Genomic DNA, 14,861 nt, shown 5'->3' on the forward strand with positions numbered 1-14,861 from the left:
GCTTTCGAGGCCGACGTCACCGCGACGTTAGGCCGTAATCACCGGCCGCTCGGCGTATCTGACGACGCGCTCGGCGGTGCTGCCGATCTCGTCGCCCGACGTGAGTCCGCGGTGGCCGAGCACGATCAGGTCGGCGTCGATCTCTCTCGCGTACGCGTCGATCTGCTCGTGTGGTGCCCCGTTGCGGAGCTCCGTCGTCACGTTGATGGCGGCCTCACCCTCGATCGTCGACAACACGTCTCGGCCGCGCTCGTTCAGATCCGAAAGGGTCGCCTCGGAATCCTCGAGCATCGTGTTCCCGTACCGGCGCGTATCGACCACGAAGAGCGCGTGAAGCGTCGCGTCGAACGTGGACGCAATATCGAGCGCATGATCGATCGCGCGATCCGCCGGCTCGCTGCCGTCCGTGGCGACGAGTATCGTGTCGTACATGGACGTGCGTAGTCACTACCGGCGATCACATATACGTTACAGTCGTCCGAGCCGGCGACCGGTGACGATCGGGTACCACGCCGGGCCCTCGACGGCGCGAACTACGGCGGCAACGATCGTCTCGAGCGCGCGGTGGAACTACTCGACGACCGCACCGATCGCCAGGACGAACAACGCCGCGTGCCAGACGATCACCGCGGCCGCGACGCGCGGATCCGTCGTCTGCAGCGGCGGATTCCGGAACATGGCGTCGTAGACGAACACGCTCGCGGTGATCGCCCCGAGAAAGAGCCCGCTCTCGAAGGGAATCGGGGTCAGCACCCCGAGCAGAATTCCCCCCAGGACGCAGCCCGCGATCCCGACGAGGATCTTGTCGTAGTAGGAGATCACTGGTAGCACCTGCATTCCTCTACGAGCCGGACCGACGAAGAACCAACGGGCGTTCCCGACGGTCGGGAACACGCCGACATCTCAGCGCTCCTTCTCCACTCGAATGTCTTCGCCTCCGTCGTCCACGTGCTCGAGACGCGAGACGCGAAACACGAGTCCCGAGTCTCGACTCTCGGTTCGAGTCGATTACGGTCGCCGCCTCGAGTCGACCTCGAGCGCTCGGTCGTGAACCGACGGACCGTTCTCGTCGTCCGGCCGCCACCGGCGACCGCTGCGGTCCAGGAGTCGGATACTCTCACAGCGCGGACATCGGAGCGGATAGACCACGCGCTGTTCGTCACCGACGATAACCTCGTGCTCCCAGGGGTGGCGCCAGTCGTGGCCGTACAGCCGACACTGCCAGTTCAAATACCTCATGTCTATTGGTAGCGCTCCACAATGCTTAAGTCGCCCGGTCGGACACGCTCGTCGTTTTCATCGTCCCGGTCGTTACACCGTGTTGTTCGTTTTCGGGCCGAACACGACCGACATCGCTTCGCTCTCGACGCTGGTCGCCCTCGCCGCCTCGAGCGTGGGGCCCGTCGAGTGCAGCCGACGGCCTAGAGCTACTTCCGGACGGCCGTAGAACAGACGTAACCGAGATGTACGAGACCATTCTCGTTCCAACGGACGGAAGCGCAGTCGCCGACCGAGCGGGCGAGTACGCGCTGGAACTCGCAGACGGGTTCGACGCGACGGTTCATGCCCTTCACGTGACCGAAGGTGGCGGACTCCTCGGCGGCGACGACGGCGACGGCGAGCAGGCGGTCGAGGACCTCGCCGAGCGCGCGGACGGGCAGGGCATCGACGTGACGACGAGCGTCCGTGACCCGGAAGACGCTATCCATAGCGAGTTACTCGAGTACGCGGACGAACACGACGTCGACCTCGTCGTGATGGGTACCCACGGCCGCAGCGGCCTCGATCGGTTCCTGCTTGGCAGCGTCGCCCAGCAGACGTTACGGGAGTCGTCCGTTCCGGTCGCGACGGTCCACGACGAGACCGCCCTCGAGCGCGAGTTCGATCGACTGCTGGTGCCGATCGACGGCAGCCACAGCGCGGCGACCGCACTCGAACACGCGATCGACCTCGCGACCGAAACCGACGGCCGGCTTCACCTGGTACACGTCAGCGACGAGGCGCCGCTCGAGGACGAGACGGTGACGTACGGCGCGTCGGATACCGACGAGGAGACGGTCGGCCTCGAACCGGTCGACGACGCCCTCGAGCGCGTTCGCGATTCGAAACTGGCGTCAGTCGACGTCTCGACACCCAGCGGACGGGTCGACCAGCAGATTCTCGCGGTCGCGGCCGAACACGACGTCGACGGGATCGTCATGGGGACCCACGGGGAGACCGGACTCCGGCGGTACCTCCTCGGAAGCACGACCGAACGCGTCGTCCGGTTTGCGGACGTCCCGGTGATCGGACTCAGCGCACCGCGGACGAAGCCGGTAACCGTCGAGTACCTCGACTATCGAGTCGTCGACGAACGCGGCTGGTCGATCGACGACGACCCCTTCGAGCGGGCCGACGCGGCCGACCTCGAGGCAGACGCCTACGGGACGTTCGAGGCCGGCCGCGAGGAGTACGTCCTCGACGCGGCCGAATCGGCCGGCCTGAACTGGCCGTTTCACTGCCGGGCCGGGGGCTGTGTCAACTGCGCCGCGGTCGTCCTCGAGGGCGACCTCGAGATGGACGTCCAGCGGAGTCTCTCCGACGAGGAGGTCGAGGAGGAGGATTTACGCCTGACCTGCGTCGCGACGCCCGCGAGCGACTCGTTGCGACTGGTCTACAACGCAAAGCACCTCGACCGACTCCAGGATCGGGTTATCTGACCGACTCTCCACGGTCATGTCATCCAGGCTCTCGCGTCGCACTGGCTACGACTCCGTTTTCACCGTCACTCTCGCTAGATCGCTCCAATCCGGACGGTGGACGTACTCCGTGGTTCGAAGTTCGGATACTGCCGCGGTTCAGGTCAATTATCGCCGTCCTAGAAGCATACACGCGCTGACGGGAACACTGCCGTGCGGTCAGGTGTGCAGTAACGTTCATGATCACGATACCGTTTCGCTGCACACGGCCGTGAGGAACGGGATCAGTTTTATTTGAGTGATCGATGTCCGTTCGAGATACGTGACGCGGATCAATCATGACCTCTGACACTACCAACGAACTCACCCATCATCTGGGCGTAGCGATCGCCAGCGTCGCCGTGGCGGTTTTGCTGTGGGGCATCGGATACCGCGGCCAGCGAGTCGTCGCCGGCGTTCCCTTCTTCATCCTGTTTGTCGTGATGATCATCGGTCCGCTGGTGCGCATCCGTCCGTCGATCAGGCAGCGGTTTTCCGGGAACTTCCCCGTGAACTGGCGGTCGGAGCTGGGCATCTGGTTTGCGATCTGGTCCGTTATCCACGTGCTGTTCGTCTTTTGGGCGCGCGACTGGGACGTCGTCGGCTATCTCGTCGACATGAGTCCGTGGGCGTTCGGTGCGATGGTTGCCGTCCTCATCGCGATCGTGCTGGCGTTTACGTCCAACAACCGGGCCTACGATTACCTCGGACCGAAAGCCTGGAAGTGGCACCAGAGCCACGGCACGTACGTCATCTTCTGGCTCGTGGCCGTCCACGGCTACGATCGGGCGTACCTCCGTCCGTACGAGGAGATGGGGTTTCCCTCGGACGATCCGCTCCACCTGATTTACCTCGCGATGATCGTCATCGTCGTCGCGCTCCACGTGGTCGCGTTCGTCGCCGTCGTCTCCGAGTACCGGAAGACCGGCGAGTATCCGCCGGACCTGTGAGCGGTCGTCTCGGCGCCTCGTTCCTCGAGAGCCGACGCCGACGCCGCGCTCGGGGCCCTGTCCGTCGCTGCTTCTCTGTGAACGTCAGCGTCGGATCGGCCGGCTCGATCCGGTGTTACGGTTCGCTGTCGGCCTCGAGCGCCGCCCTCGCCCGTCGGGCCGTCTCCCGGAGCAGCGGGACGTCGTCAGTGAACACCTCGACCGCGACGGTGCCGTCGAAGCCGGCGAGATGGTCCGTGACGACGTCGTAGTCGATCTCGCCCGCGCCGATCGGGATGTGCGTGTCGCCGCGGCTGCGCGCGTCGTGGACGTGAAGGTGCGAGACGAGGTCTCGATAGCCCGAGAGAAATCGATCGACGCCGTCGTTACCGTCTTCCATGTAGGCGTGGCCGACGTCGAAACAGACGGACGTTCCCGTCTCCCGGGCGAGGTCGCCGAGCACCGACAACTGCAGTCCGCGCTTCTGGTGGCCGACGTTCTCGACGACCAGTTCGACGCCGGCGTCGGCCGCGGCCGCGTCGATCGCCGCGAGCTGGTCGGCAAAGAGCGGGCGGAGATCCATGTCGTGTGGATTGCGCGCCGTTCCGTGCAGAACCGCCTTCCGTGCGTTCGCCTCGCCCGCCCACTCGAGCAGGCGCGTCAGGTAGTCGACGATCGCGTCGTTGATCACGGGGACCGGCGTCACGACGTCCTGCTTGAACGGGAGGTGGACACAGAGGTCCGCGTCAGCATCGTCGAGGAGCGACTCGAGACGGGTTGCATCGATCTCCTCGGGAGCGGTTCCTTCGCCGATCGAGAGCTCCGCCAGATCGAAGCCCTCGATCGTCGCGTCCAGTCGATCGAGCGAGTCGCCGATGGTGAGGCCGACGTCCATACGTGGAGATGCGGCGACAGTCATATAAACGCGCTGGCGGTGTTCGGCCCGTGGTCGCCGCACCCGCCTTTTTTGCCGTCCGCGTCGTAGGCAGCAGTATGACGGGACTGCGATGGGTACAACTTCCGAGCGACGAACGCGCCGAATTCCTGGGCGACGGCGGCATCGGCGTCCTCTCCTTTGGGACGGACGAAGCCGAGCCACCGGCCTCGCTGCCGGTCTCCTACGGCTACCTCGACGAGCCCGAACACTTCTACTTCAAGCTCTCGTTCCCGCCGGGGAGTTCGAAGTCGGAGCTCGTCGGCAATCCGGCGTCGTTCGTCGTCCACGGCGAGCGAGACGGGACGTGGCACAGCGTCGTCGCCAGCGGCACGCTCGAGGAACTGGCGAACCTGCCGCCGGAATCGGCGGCGGTCCAGCGAATGTGGGCCGTCTCGATACCGACCGTCGATATCTTCGACCGGCCTCGGGAGGAGATTCCGTTTCACGACTTCCGGCTGGTTCCGGACTCCATCACCGGCCGGAAAGCACTCGAGTGAGACGGACTGCTGTACTGCGGTTTCCTGCGTGTCATTTCCGGGCACAACCGGCCCCCTCTCCTGGGATCACACCGGTACATCGGTCCTGCAGCCGTACGCGCGGCCGACCACTTTCGAGGGATTTCGAGGGGAAACGGAGAGAGCGACCGAACGGAACGGACGCTCAGTACCGATCGAAGTATCGGTCCTGGACCTTCACGAAGACGGCCATCAGCACGGCGAAGACGAAGGCGGCGGCCGCGATCTGGGCCCAGTGGACGAGCCCCAGCGGTTCGACGTCGAACAGCAACTGGCCGGTCGGCGTGTAGAGGACGAGCAACTGGAGTGCGACCGCGACACCGACCGCGAGTACGAGCCAGCGGTTCGAGAAGATGCCGAGCCCGTACCGGAACCGGATCGCCTGTATGCGGACGATTTCGAAGACGACGAAGCCGGTGAACACCATCGTCTGGGCGAGTTCGCGGCTCGGTTCGTAGCCGGGACTCCAGCCCACCGCGGCCCCGGTCACGTCGTACCCCGGAATCAGTTCGCCGAAGTAGTTGAGCGTAAACAGCGGGAGCAGACAGACCGTCATAAACAGCGCGATGCCGACAATGGACGTGAAGATCCGGTCGGTGATGACGCCCTCGTCCGGGGGCCGCGGATCGCGCTCCATGATGTCGTCGGCGGGCGGATCGACGCCCATCGAGAGCGCGGGAATACCGTCGGTGACGACGTTGATCCAGAGGATCTGAATCGGCGTGATGACGAGGCCGAGGCCGGCCATCGACCCCGTAAAGACCATCGTCACTTCGCCGCCGTTGCCCGACAGCAGGTAGTTGACGAACTTCCGAACGTTGTCGAAGATCCGCCGGCCGCCCCTGACCGCGTCCCGGATCGTCGCGAAGTTGTCGTCCAGCAGGACGATGTCCGAGGCCTGCTCGGTGACGTCCGTCCCGCGGATCCCCATCGCGACGCCGACGTCGGCGTTCTTGACCGCGGGGGCGTCGTTGACTCCGTCGCCGGTCATCGCGACCGTATGGCCTTTCGCCTGTAGCATCTGCAAAATACGCGTCTTGTGGTCCGGCGACGTCCGCGCGAAGATGTCGACGTCGTCGACGACCTCGCGCAACTCGTCGTCGTCCATTTCCTCGAGTTCGGGGCCCGTGATCACCCGCGTCGACCGCAGCCCGATCTCCTCGCCGACCGCCCGCGCGGTGACGGCGTTGTCGCCCGTGATCATCACGACGTTGATCCCGGCGTCGAGACAGCCCGCGAGCGCGCCGGAGACCTCGGGCCGGGGCGGATCGAGCATTCCCTGCAGGCCGAGAAAGACCATCTCGCGCTCGACGCCGTCGTCCGGCGATTCGGCCTGCGCGTCGGGGACGTCGGGTCGATACGCAAAGCCCATCACGCGCAGCGCGTCCTCGGCGAACGTCTCGTTGCGCCGCTCGATCTCCGTACGGCGCTCGTCCGTGAGGTCGACGATCTCGCCATCGACGAGTTCGCGATCGCAGCGCTCGAGAACGGTCTCGGGCGCCCCTTTCATGTACGCGACCGTATCGCCGTCCGGAGTCTCGTGGACCGTCGTCATCCGTTTTCGGGCGGAGGTGAACTCGACTTCGCCGAGTCGGGGGTACTCCGCAGCGAGTTCGCGGTGATCGAAGCCGGCCTTCTGTGCGGCGACGAACAGCGCGATTTCGGTGGGATCGCCCAGGTAGGTCCGCTCGTCGTCGCCGTCACCGTCGTCGCCCCCGCTCGCTCCGCCATCACCGCCTTCCTCGCGCTCTCGAGTCCCGATATCGACGTTGTTACAGAGCATTCCACAACGCAACACTTCGGCTACGTGCGCCTCGTCGACCGACTCGCCGTCGCTGCGGAACTCGCCGTCGGTGTCGTAGCCGGTGCCGGTCACCTCGTATACGTCTCCGCCGGTGGCGATCTGCTGGACCGTCATCTCTTCCTCGGTGAGCGTGCCCGTCTTGTCGGTACAGATGACGTCGACCGAGCCGAGCGCCTCGACGATCGGCAGCCGGCGGACGAGCGCGTTCTGGTCGGCCATCCGCCGGGCGCCGAGCGCCAGCGAGAGCGTGACGACCGCGGGTAACCCCTCGGGAACGGCCGAGACGGCGATGCCGACCGCTGTCAGGAACACCTGCAGCGGTTCCGTCTCGCCGACGACGAGCTCCGCGATTCCGATCACGGCGACGGCGGCGACGACGACGCCGGCGATGATCTTCCCCAGCCGGTCCATCTCCGACTGGAACGGCGTGTCGCGGTCTTCGGCCTCCTCGAGCGCCGTCGCGATCTGTCCGATCTCGGATTCGGAACCGGTCTCGACGACGACCGCCGTCCCGGAACCACGCTCGACGACGGTGTCTTTGTACAGCATGTTATCGCGCTCGGCGAGCGACGTCTCCGGGTCGACTTCGCCGACCGCTTTCGAGACGCCGACGCTCTCGCCGGTCAGCGCGGCCTCGTCGACGCTGAGGTTCGACTCCGAAACGATGCGGGCGTCCGCGGGGACGATGTCGCCCGATTCGACGAAGATCACGTCGCCCGGAACGAGCTTCGTCGCATCGAGTTCCGTCTTCTCGCCGTCGCGTCTGACGATCGCGTACGTCGTCGACATCTCCTTTAGGGCCTGGATACTCTGCTCGGCTCGGTAGTCCTGGACGAAACCGAACAGCGTGATGAAGACGACGATGCCGGCGATGACCGCCGCGTCGATCGTGTGCCCGACGGCGGCCATCACGATCGCAGCGACGATTAGCACCCAGATCAGCGCCGAGGTGTACTGTTCTACGAGGATCCGGAGCGGCGATATTCCTTCCGTGCCCTCGATCGCGTTCGGTCCCTCGCGCTCGAGGCGCTCGCTTGCGTCGGCCGCGTCGAGTCCCCGCTCGGACGATCCAAGCTCGTCGTAAACGTCCTCGAGCGGCCGTGAGTGCCAGTTGTGATTCGTCGCTGACTCGGTCCGCTCGGAGTATTCTGAACGTGACACGCGTACGTCCTCGATGACACGATGAGTGTACTTAATCGAAATCCACGCCGAACGAGAATGTCCGACGGCGATTGATACGCGCTGCCGGCAGTCGAGAGATGGGTGTGAGCGCAGCCGGCGTCAGCCGGTCGGTGCGAACGTCACGAGCCACGCGTCCTCACCGCGGGACTCGACGTCGACTGCGACCGTCTCGCCGCGATCGATCTCTTCGACATCTCGGAGCTGACCCGTCAGCCGCACGCCTTCGTCGAAGGTCGCGATGACGATGGTGTAGGGGGTGTCGTCGGCGTACTCGGGAATCGAACTGAAGATCGTCGTCGACGCTGCGACCGTCGCCGTCCCCGACAGGGAGCGCTCCTCGAGCGTCTGCGTGCCGCAGTCGGGACAGACCGACCGCGGCGGTAAAGCGGCCGCTCCGCACTCCTCGCAGGCGAGGTAAAACGGGTCGCCGTCGTCGATACGTTCGGCGAACTCGACGAACCACGGCTGCATCTTACGCACCCCCCGTCCGCAGGACGTTGACGACGCAACTCGCCCCGCTGCCGCCGACCGTGTGCGTGAGTCCGACGCTCGGATCGTCGATCTGATTGGGGTGGCGCCCCTCGAGTTGCTTCGTGATCTCGACGAGCTGTGCGACGCCGGTCGCACCGACGGGATGGCCCTTCGCCAGCAACCCGCCCGACGTATTGATCGGGATTCGTCCGCCGACGGCCGTCTCGCCGTCGACGGCTCCGCGAGCGCCCTCGCCGCGTTCGAAGAATCCGAGCGACTCCACGGCGAGGATTTCGGCGATCGTAAAGCAGTCGTGGAGTTCGACGACGTCGACGTCGTCGGCGGAGATGCCGGCGCGCTCGTAGGCGTCCTCGGCCGCCCGCTCGGCGGCCCGCGTCCGCGCGAGGTCCGGTCGGTCCTGTAACGCGAGCGAGTCGCTCGACTGGCCGCTACCCGCGAACGTAACTGTCGTCTCGAGGCCGTGCTCGTCGGCGAACGCGTCGCTGACGAGGACGGCAGCGCTTGCACCGTCGGTGATCGGACAACAGTCGCCGAGGTTCAGCGGCGTCGCGATCGGCGGCGAGTCCAGTACACGCTCGACTGTCGTCTCCTCTTGGCGCTGTGCGAGCGGGTTCGAGACGCCGTTCTCGTAGTTCTTGACCGCGACGGCCGCGAGATCCGCTTGCGTGGCGTCGAACTCGTGGAGGTAGGCCTGTGCCATCAGCGCGTAGATACCGGGAAACGTGAGTCCAGCCTCGTTCTCGTACTCGTTGTCCGCGGCGTTTGCCAGCGCGTCGGTGACCTCGCCGAGCCCGCTCGCGGACATCAACTCGACGCCGCCGACGACCGCGACGTCGGCGTCGCCGGCTTCGAGGGCCTGGACGCCGGATCGGACGGCCGAGCTCGCGGAGGCACACGCGCTCTCGGTCCGCACCGACGCGGCCTGCTGTGCGCCGATAGCGTCGGCGAGCATCGCGCCGACGTGTGCCTGGTCGTCGGTGAGGTCGCCGATGAAGTTCCCAACGTACAGTTCCTCGACGGCAGCCGGCGACAGCGACGCGTCCTCGAGCGCCTCGAGCGCGGCGTCGGTGAACAGTTCGCGGGTCGATGAGCCGGGGTGTTCGCCAAACGGCGTGCTGGCTACGCCAGCGATCTGAACGGACATGCGACGCACCTTACGACGATCCACTACGTAATACTTCCAGCTACCGATACACGGCCTGATCGGTCAGTGGCCGCGATGTTCCGGTATTCTTTCTGGCACGAAACAATTTATACATACCCGTTGTAGCCAGCGGTCGCAATGCTCACGGAGAAGACCGCGATTGTCACCGGCGGCGCAGTCGGTATCGGACGAGCAGTCACCGAACGATTTCTCGAGGAGGGAGCGACCGTCGTCATCGCGGATATCGACGAGGACACCGGCACGACAGTGGCCGACGAACTCGGCTGTCAGTTCGAACGGTGTGACGTCCGCGAGTACGAACAGGTCGAAACGGTGGTCGAGACCACCGTCGACGAGTTCGGTGGTCTCGACATCGTCGTCAACAACGCCGGTATCGGGAGCGAGACGTCGGTCGAGGAGATGGAACTCGAGGAGTGGAAGCAGGTGATCGAGACCAACCTCGACGGCGTCATGCACGGAACCAAGGCCGCGATGCCCCATCTCATGGAGTCGAACGGCTGTATCATCAACTTCGGCTCGATATACGGTCTCGTCGGCGGAAAGGGTGCGGCGTCGTACTCGGCGGCGAAAGGAGGCGTCGTCAACTTCACCCAGCAGGTCGCGGTCGACTACGCCGACCAGGGCGTCCGCGTCAACAGCATCTGTCCCGGCTTCGTCGAAACGCCGATGACAAAAGACCTGCTCGAGGACGAACGATTCTACAACTACCTCGAGCAGAAGACGCCGATGGATCGCCACGGCCAGCCCGAGGAAATCGCGCCGATGGCCGCGTTTCTGGCCTCCGACGACGCGTCGTTTATCACCGGCGCGAACATTCCCGTCGACGGCGGCTGGACGGCGTTCTGATGGATTGCCGAAGCGGTTCGCGGCCGCCGCTCAGTTCGCTCAATTCGTCGACGGGCGACCCCGAACGAGCGTCACCGTTCGCTCAGCGCGGCGGGCGACCCGCTCTGCGACGCTCCCGGTAAACAGGCGAGCGGTCAACGGCCGACCGTGGATCCCCATGACGAGCTGGTCGAACCCGCCCTCGGCCGCCTCGGCGAGGATCGCTTCCGACGGATCTCCGTACGCAGTCGCCGTCTCGAGGCCGACGCCGCGCTCGTCGGCGATCGCCCGTGCGGACTCGAGAACCTCCGCCGCGCTCCGCTCGTGGGCGGTACGGATCCGGTCGAGGTAGGTTCCCTCCGCCGCGCGGTCGGGGTCGAACGGAAGCGAGATCACGTGCAGTGCCGTCCGGGAGCCACTCGGCAAGGCCTCGAGGGCGTACTCGAGGGCCGCCTCGGCCTGCTCGGACCCGTCGACCGGGACCAGCACGCGACCCGGGAGGTCGCGCTCGCGGATCGATCGCGCCGATTCGGGAACGACCGTCGTCGTGATCGGCGACCGCCGAACGACGGCCTCGCTGACCCGCCCGAGAAACGGGCGACTCACGGGCGACTCCCCGTGGCTGCCGACGACGACGTGATCGACGTCGGTACAGACGACCCGCGAGAGGATCTCGCGGTGTGGGAGCCCCGTCTGCAGTTCGGTCTCGATTTCGCGACCGTGATCAGCCCCGCGCTCGCTGGCACGCTCGAGTACCCGTTCCCCGCGTCGCTCGAGATCCATCTCAGCCGAATCTCTCGCCGGATCGACGACGTACAGCGCGGTCAGCGACGCGTTCGGGAACGTCTCGAGGGCGTACTCCAGGGCACCCAACGAGCGGTCGGCACCGTCGAGCGGAACGAGAACGTGTCGTGGCATGAGTCGTATGGCGATCGAACGCCTGCACGTCTGTTGAACGAGCGGCGACATAAATCCGGCTCCGACCCCGATACGGCACCATTCTATATATCATTCGGCGGTGTATTGCTCGCTATGAGCGAGCACATCCTCGTTCCCTACGACGGCTCCGAACCGGCCGAGGCGGCCCTCGAGTACGCCTTCGAAACGTTTCCCGATGCCGACGTCACCGCACTGTACGTGATTCCGATCCCCGAGGGATACTGGGCGGCGTTCGAAGACACCGAAGACAGAATTCCAAGCGGCGCTCGCGACCACGGCGATACGATTCTCGACGACGCAGTGGCGGTCGCCGCCGATCACGACCGCGACATCGACGCCGAAACCGCCACGGGGAGGCCCGATCACGAAATCGTCGATTGGGCCGAAGACGGCGAGTACGACACCGTCGTGATCGGAAGTCACGGCCGGGAGGGCGTCTCACGGATTCTCCTCGGAAGCGTTGCAGAAAACGTCGTCCGTCGAGCGCCGATCCCCGTGATCGTCGTCCGATAACTCAACAATTATGCGTCGCGGGCGACTGGAACGGCGTACGACCACCGATGTCCAACGCCGACCGAGTCGCCGATCCGCCCCGCTCGATTCTCGTTCCAACTGACGGCAGCGACGCCGCAACGGCGGCGCTCGAGCGCGCGCTGGCGCATGCCAGCCGGACGAACGCGACCGTTCACGTCCTCTCCGTGCTCGATACGACGACGGATCCGCTGCGCTTCGACGTGGCCGACGTCGCCGAGTTACACCAGGCGAAAACTGACCTCGTCGACGAAATCGTCGAAACGGCAGGGACGCGCGACGTCGACGTCCGCGGGGCGATCCGTCGCGGCCGTCCTGCCGATGTTGCCCTCACGTACGCCGACGAGAACGACATCGATACGATCGTCGTCGGTCAGACGGGACGCAGCAGATTATCGAAAGCGCTGCTCGGGAGCACCACCGATCGACTGCTCCGTCAGGCATCGATCCCCGTCCTCGTCGTTCCCGCCGACGAATCCGACACACCCGAGTCTCGAAACTGAGCGGAAACCCGTGTGGGGTCCTACCGCGAGTCGCTATCCGAGCCGCGACCGCAACCGCAACCGGGCCAAGAGTTTACGCACCGGAGGCCGAAACACACCACGATGTCACACACGGTCCTCGTCCCACACGACGGCTCGTCACACGCACAGACAGCGTTCGAGTACGCACTCGAGACGTTTCCGGACGCCAGAATCGTTCTCTTTCACGCGATCGATCCGTTCGAAGTCACCCCGAACGATGCGGGACTGCCCCGACTGACCGAGGAGTGGCACGACGAGCAACGCGATTCGGCCGACGATCTCTTCGCGGACGCCCTCGAGACCGTCACCGTCGACGAGGACACGACGATCGAGACGGACACCGCAGTCGGTAACCCGCCACAGACGATCGTCGCGTACGTTGCCGATACTGACGTCGACCAGGTCGTCATGGGAAGTCGCGGTCCGGGCAGACCTAACCGCCCGCTCGGGAGCACCGCCGAACTCGTCGTCCGGCGCGCCGACGTACCGGTGACCGTCGTCCGATAGCAAAGCGGACGTGGCTTCTCGCCTCCCGTTCTCGCCGCAGTCGAACTACCGAACCACACCACACGGTCTACGGGAGCAACCGTCGAAGCCGCGACGGAACTGGATCGTACCGCTGTGCCAGGATAACGCTCCCGGCGGCGTGTCTCCCGACCGCTTCCGAAATCGTCCCGAGCAGCTTCCGCTGGAGCAACCCCCCTCGAGAGACACCCAGAACGGTAACGTCGTGATCCGCCGTCCAGTCCGTGATCGTCCCCGCCACGTCGTCGTCCTCGAGGAGTTCTCTGTCGACCGCTTGCACTCCTTCGAACGCCGTCGTCGTCCGTTCGAGTATCGCCGCCTCGTCTCGGGACGACGCGGCCGCATCCGGATCGGACACGCGTAACAGCGTCACCGATGCACCGTTCTGACGGGCGATGGACGCCGCCGCCTCCGCCGCGAACTCGGTGTGCGGACCACCAGCGACGGGAACCAGCACCGACTCGACGGTTTCGGGCCGCGGCGTCTTGATTCGCTCGACGAGCACGTCGCACTCAGCGCGACGCAGAACTCGATCGAGATGACCGCCGAGGACGATGTTCTGCCGCGGGGGCCGCCCACGCCACCCGAGCACCAGTGCATCGATGTCGTATTCCGCCACCGCTCCGACGATTCCCGTCGCGACGCCGCGAGCAACCCGGATTCGCTGTTCGACCGGGACTCCACGAGAGTCGACGCGTGCCGCAGCCTCCGAGAGTAGCTCCGTCGTTTCGTCCTCGAGGAGATACCGTACACCATCCTGTAACGATAGTTGCACCGGTACCTCGAGCACGTACACGAGCTGAATTCGATACGACCGATCGGTCGCAATGTCGATCGCCGTCTCGAGCTGGCGCTCCGCCGTTTCCTCGTTCGCAATCGGCACGAGCAGCGACCCCTCTACGGTCGAGTCATCGTTTGCCATGGTAGGATGCATCCAACGGCTGCTACCGTAATCAGTGTCCGGCCCGACGCGATCGAGCGTTTGATCGGTGGACGGTCCCCCGTCGCCGTTCGAGTACGCGGTTCGCGTGCTGGATAGACCCACTGTCGTCACTCTTTACAGTTCGTTTGACGACCGCCGACGGTCCGACCTCGAGTTTATAACCGATGGCGCGGCCAACGGTCGTATGTCGAACCGACGACATCGAACACGACGTACCGTTCTCTCAACACTCGGCCTCGCTGCCGTTGCATCGACAACGACCGTTAGTGCAGCCGGCGATACTGCTGGTCGTTCGAATGCGGTAACCGATGCGTGCTCCGCAACGCGGTACGTCGCCGTCGTCGACCGAATCGTCGACGGCGAACACGTCGTCTTGCTCCTCGAACGAGACGGTGAACTCGTCGACCAGCACGTCGAACCACGATCCGAACTCGAGTTCGTCGAAGAAGGCGATATCTTGACCGTCGTGCTCAAAGACGGCGACCTTCTCACGGCACGTCAACTTCCGAAACGACCGGGACGCAGTGCAACTGAAGATCCACTACAGGATCGATTCGACTCGCTGTCATCCGAGCTGTAGTCAATTACTCGGAATATTGTCCTTCGTATCGCTCACTGAATACTAATCTCGACGTATTATTCGAAATGGTGACTGCTGTGAAGGTACTTTTGCAAATTCAGTCCGAATTGCCGATAGCAGTAGCTATCGGATGTAATGAATGTGTATGAATGGGTGGCGGCGAGTCAGTTCTCCCAGAGGGTCGCCCACTCCAGTACTCACTGACACGCAGGTGAGCTTATCTTCCGTGTTCGGGATGGGTACGGGAGGCACC

17 protein-coding genes and 1 rRNA gene are annotated in these 14,861 nt (G+C 64.9%); 7 read left to right on the forward strand and 11 right to left on the reverse strand.

Annotation, left to right across the window (positions count from 1 at the left end):
* Positions 1–27 precede the first annotated feature (27 nt).
* The 3 genes from C493_RS06745 to C493_RS06755 form a co-directional block, all read right to left on the reverse strand.
* A complete protein-coding gene (locus C493_RS06745; protein ID WP_007258673.1) occupies positions 28–432 on the reverse strand; it encodes a universal stress protein in 405 nt (134 codons plus the stop codon).
* Positions 433–570: 138 nt separating this feature from the next.
* Positions 571–822 (reverse strand): hypothetical protein, encoded by a 252-nt coding sequence (locus tag C493_RS06750; protein ID WP_007258674.1) that lies wholly within the window; start codon positions 820–822, stop codon positions 571–573.
* 186 nt (positions 823–1,008) lie between these two features.
* Positions 1,009–1,239, reverse strand: a complete 231-nt coding sequence (locus C493_RS06755) for a hypothetical protein (RefSeq protein ID WP_049889182.1) — start codon at positions 1,237–1,239, stop codon at positions 1,009–1,011.
* A 224-nt stretch (positions 1,240–1,463) separates the two neighbouring features.
* Here C493_RS06755 and fer point away from each other — a divergent pair, with 224 nt between their 5' ends.
* A complete protein-coding gene (gene fer / locus C493_RS24025) occupies positions 1,464–2,699 on the forward strand; it encodes a ferredoxin Fer (protein ID WP_007258676.1) in 1,236 nt (411 codons plus the stop codon).
* A 317-nt stretch (positions 2,700–3,016) separates the two neighbouring features.
* Positions 3,017–3,667 carry a cytochrome b family protein gene (locus C493_RS06765; RefSeq protein WP_007258677.1) on the forward strand — a complete coding sequence of 217 codons (651 nt, stop codon included), beginning with the start codon at positions 3,017–3,019 and terminating at the stop codon, positions 3,665–3,667.
* 115 nt (positions 3,668–3,782) lie between these two features.
* Here C493_RS06765 and C493_RS06770 read toward each other — a convergent pair whose 3' ends face one another.
* A complete protein-coding gene (locus C493_RS06770; RefSeq protein WP_007258678.1) occupies positions 3,783–4,541 on the reverse strand; it encodes a sugar phosphate isomerase/epimerase family protein in 759 nt (252 codons plus the stop codon).
* A gap of 98 nt (positions 4,542–4,639) precedes the next feature.
* Here C493_RS06770 and C493_RS06775 point away from each other — a divergent pair, with 98 nt between their 5' ends.
* Positions 4,640–5,080 (forward strand): pyridoxamine 5'-phosphate oxidase family protein, encoded by a 441-nt coding sequence (locus tag C493_RS06775; protein WP_007258679.1) that lies wholly within the window; start codon positions 4,640–4,642, stop codon positions 5,078–5,080.
* A gap of 163 nt (positions 5,081–5,243) precedes the next feature.
* Here the strand turns inward: C493_RS06775 and C493_RS06780 are convergent, their stop codons facing one another.
* From C493_RS06780 to C493_RS06790, 3 genes are all read right to left on the reverse strand, one after another.
* Positions 5,244–8,063: a cation-translocating P-type ATPase gene (locus C493_RS06780; protein ID WP_007258680.1), complete on the reverse strand. Its 2,820-nt coding sequence runs from the start codon at positions 8,061–8,063 to the stop codon at positions 5,244–5,246.
* Positions 8,064–8,183: 120 nt separating this feature from the next.
* Positions 8,184–8,555, reverse strand: coding sequence for a Zn-ribbon domain-containing OB-fold protein (locus tag C493_RS06785; RefSeq protein ID WP_007258681.1), 372 nt, complete (start codon positions 8,553–8,555; stop codon positions 8,184–8,186).
* 1 nt (position 8,556) lies between these two features.
* Positions 8,557–9,720 (reverse strand): thiolase domain-containing protein, encoded by a 1,164-nt coding sequence (locus tag C493_RS06790; protein WP_007258682.1) that lies wholly within the window; start codon positions 9,718–9,720, stop codon positions 8,557–8,559.
* Positions 9,721–9,858: 138 nt separating this feature from the next.
* On the opposite strand from C493_RS06790, the gene C493_RS06795 reads away from it, so the two are divergent.
* Positions 9,859–10,587 (forward strand): SDR family NAD(P)-dependent oxidoreductase, encoded by a 729-nt coding sequence (locus tag C493_RS06795; protein ID WP_007258683.1) that lies wholly within the window; start codon positions 9,859–9,861, stop codon positions 10,585–10,587.
* A 39-nt stretch (positions 10,588–10,626) separates the two neighbouring features.
* Here the strand turns inward: C493_RS06795 and C493_RS06800 are convergent, their stop codons facing one another.
* Positions 10,627–11,484 carry a universal stress protein gene (locus C493_RS06800; protein WP_007258684.1) on the reverse strand — a complete coding sequence of 286 codons (858 nt, stop codon included), beginning with the start codon at positions 11,482–11,484 and terminating at the stop codon, positions 10,627–10,629.
* A 114-nt stretch (positions 11,485–11,598) separates the two neighbouring features.
* Between C493_RS06800 and C493_RS06805 the strand changes: the two genes are divergently transcribed.
* From C493_RS06805 to C493_RS06815, 3 genes are all read left to right on the forward strand, one after another.
* Positions 11,599–12,018, forward strand: a complete 420-nt coding sequence (locus C493_RS06805) for a universal stress protein (RefSeq protein WP_007258685.1) — start codon at positions 11,599–11,601, stop codon at positions 12,016–12,018.
* A gap of 47 nt (positions 12,019–12,065) precedes the next feature.
* A complete protein-coding gene (locus tag C493_RS06810; RefSeq protein ID WP_007258686.1) occupies positions 12,066–12,539 on the forward strand; it encodes a universal stress protein in 474 nt (157 codons plus the stop codon).
* Between the two features lie 102 nt (positions 12,540–12,641).
* Positions 12,642–13,067, forward strand: a complete 426-nt coding sequence (locus C493_RS06815; RefSeq protein WP_007258687.1) for a universal stress protein — start codon at positions 12,642–12,644, stop codon at positions 13,065–13,067.
* A gap of 67 nt (positions 13,068–13,134) precedes the next feature.
* Here the strand turns inward: C493_RS06815 and C493_RS06820 are convergent, their stop codons facing one another.
* The 3 genes from C493_RS06820 to rrf form a co-directional block, all read right to left on the reverse strand.
* On the reverse strand, positions 13,135–14,007 hold the full coding sequence (locus tag C493_RS06820; RefSeq protein ID WP_007258688.1) for a universal stress protein: 873 nt from the start codon (positions 14,005–14,007) through the stop codon (positions 13,135–13,137).
* A 244-nt stretch (positions 14,008–14,251) separates the two neighbouring features.
* Positions 14,252–14,530, reverse strand: a complete 279-nt coding sequence (locus C493_RS22995) for a hypothetical protein (RefSeq protein ID WP_161606885.1) — start codon at positions 14,528–14,530, stop codon at positions 14,252–14,254.
* A 229-nt stretch (positions 14,531–14,759) separates the two neighbouring features.
* A 5S ribosomal RNA gene (gene rrf / locus C493_RS06830) occupies positions 14,760–14,861 on the reverse strand; the annotation flags it as partial.

Source organism: Natronolimnohabitans innermongolicus JCM 12255, from assembly GCF_000337215.1.
In the GTDB taxonomy this organism is placed as follows: domain Archaea; phylum Halobacteriota; class Halobacteria; order Halobacteriales; family Natrialbaceae; genus Natronolimnohabitans; species Natronolimnohabitans innermongolicus.

Coding starts and splice junctions, on each gene's coding strand:
- C493_RS06820 (WP_007258688.1), bottom strand. CDS start 14,007: ATGGCAAACGATGACTCGACCGTAGAGGGGTCGCTGCTCGTGCCGATT.
- C493_RS06755 (WP_049889182.1), bottom strand. CDS start 1,239: ATGAGGTATTTGAACTGGCAGTGTCGGCTGTACGGCCACGACTGGCGC.
- C493_RS06765 (WP_007258677.1), top strand. CDS start 3,017: ATGACCTCTGACACTACCAACGAACTCACCCATCATCTGGGCGTAGCG.
- C493_RS06805 (WP_007258685.1), top strand. CDS start 11,599: ATGAGCGAGCACATCCTCGTTCCCTACGACGGCTCCGAACCGGCCGAG.
- C493_RS06790 (WP_007258682.1), bottom strand. CDS start 9,720: ATGTCCGTTCAGATCGCTGGCGTAGCCAGCACGCCGTTTGGCGAACAC.
- C493_RS06795 (WP_007258683.1), top strand. CDS start 9,859: ATGCTCACGGAGAAGACCGCGATTGTCACCGGCGGCGCAGTCGGTATC.
- C493_RS06815 (WP_007258687.1), top strand. CDS start 12,642: ATGTCACACACGGTCCTCGTCCCACACGACGGCTCGTCACACGCACAG.
- fer (WP_007258676.1), top strand. CDS start 1,464: ATGTACGAGACCATTCTCGTTCCAACGGACGGAAGCGCAGTCGCCGAC.
- C493_RS06785 (WP_007258681.1), bottom strand. CDS start 8,555: ATGCAGCCGTGGTTCGTCGAGTTCGCCGAACGTATCGACGACGGCGAC.
- C493_RS06810 (WP_007258686.1), top strand. CDS start 12,066: ATGTCCAACGCCGACCGAGTCGCCGATCCGCCCCGCTCGATTCTCGTT.
- C493_RS06745 (WP_007258673.1), bottom strand. CDS start 432: ATGTACGACACGATACTCGTCGCCACGGACGGCAGCGAGCCGGCGGAT.
- C493_RS06770 (WP_007258678.1), bottom strand. CDS start 4,541: ATGGACGTCGGCCTCACCATCGGCGACTCGCTCGATCGACTGGACGCG.
- C493_RS06775 (WP_007258679.1), top strand. CDS start 4,640: ATGACGGGACTGCGATGGGTACAACTTCCGAGCGACGAACGCGCCGAA.
- C493_RS06800 (WP_007258684.1), bottom strand. CDS start 11,484: ATGCCACGACACGTTCTCGTTCCGCTCGACGGTGCCGACCGCTCGTTG.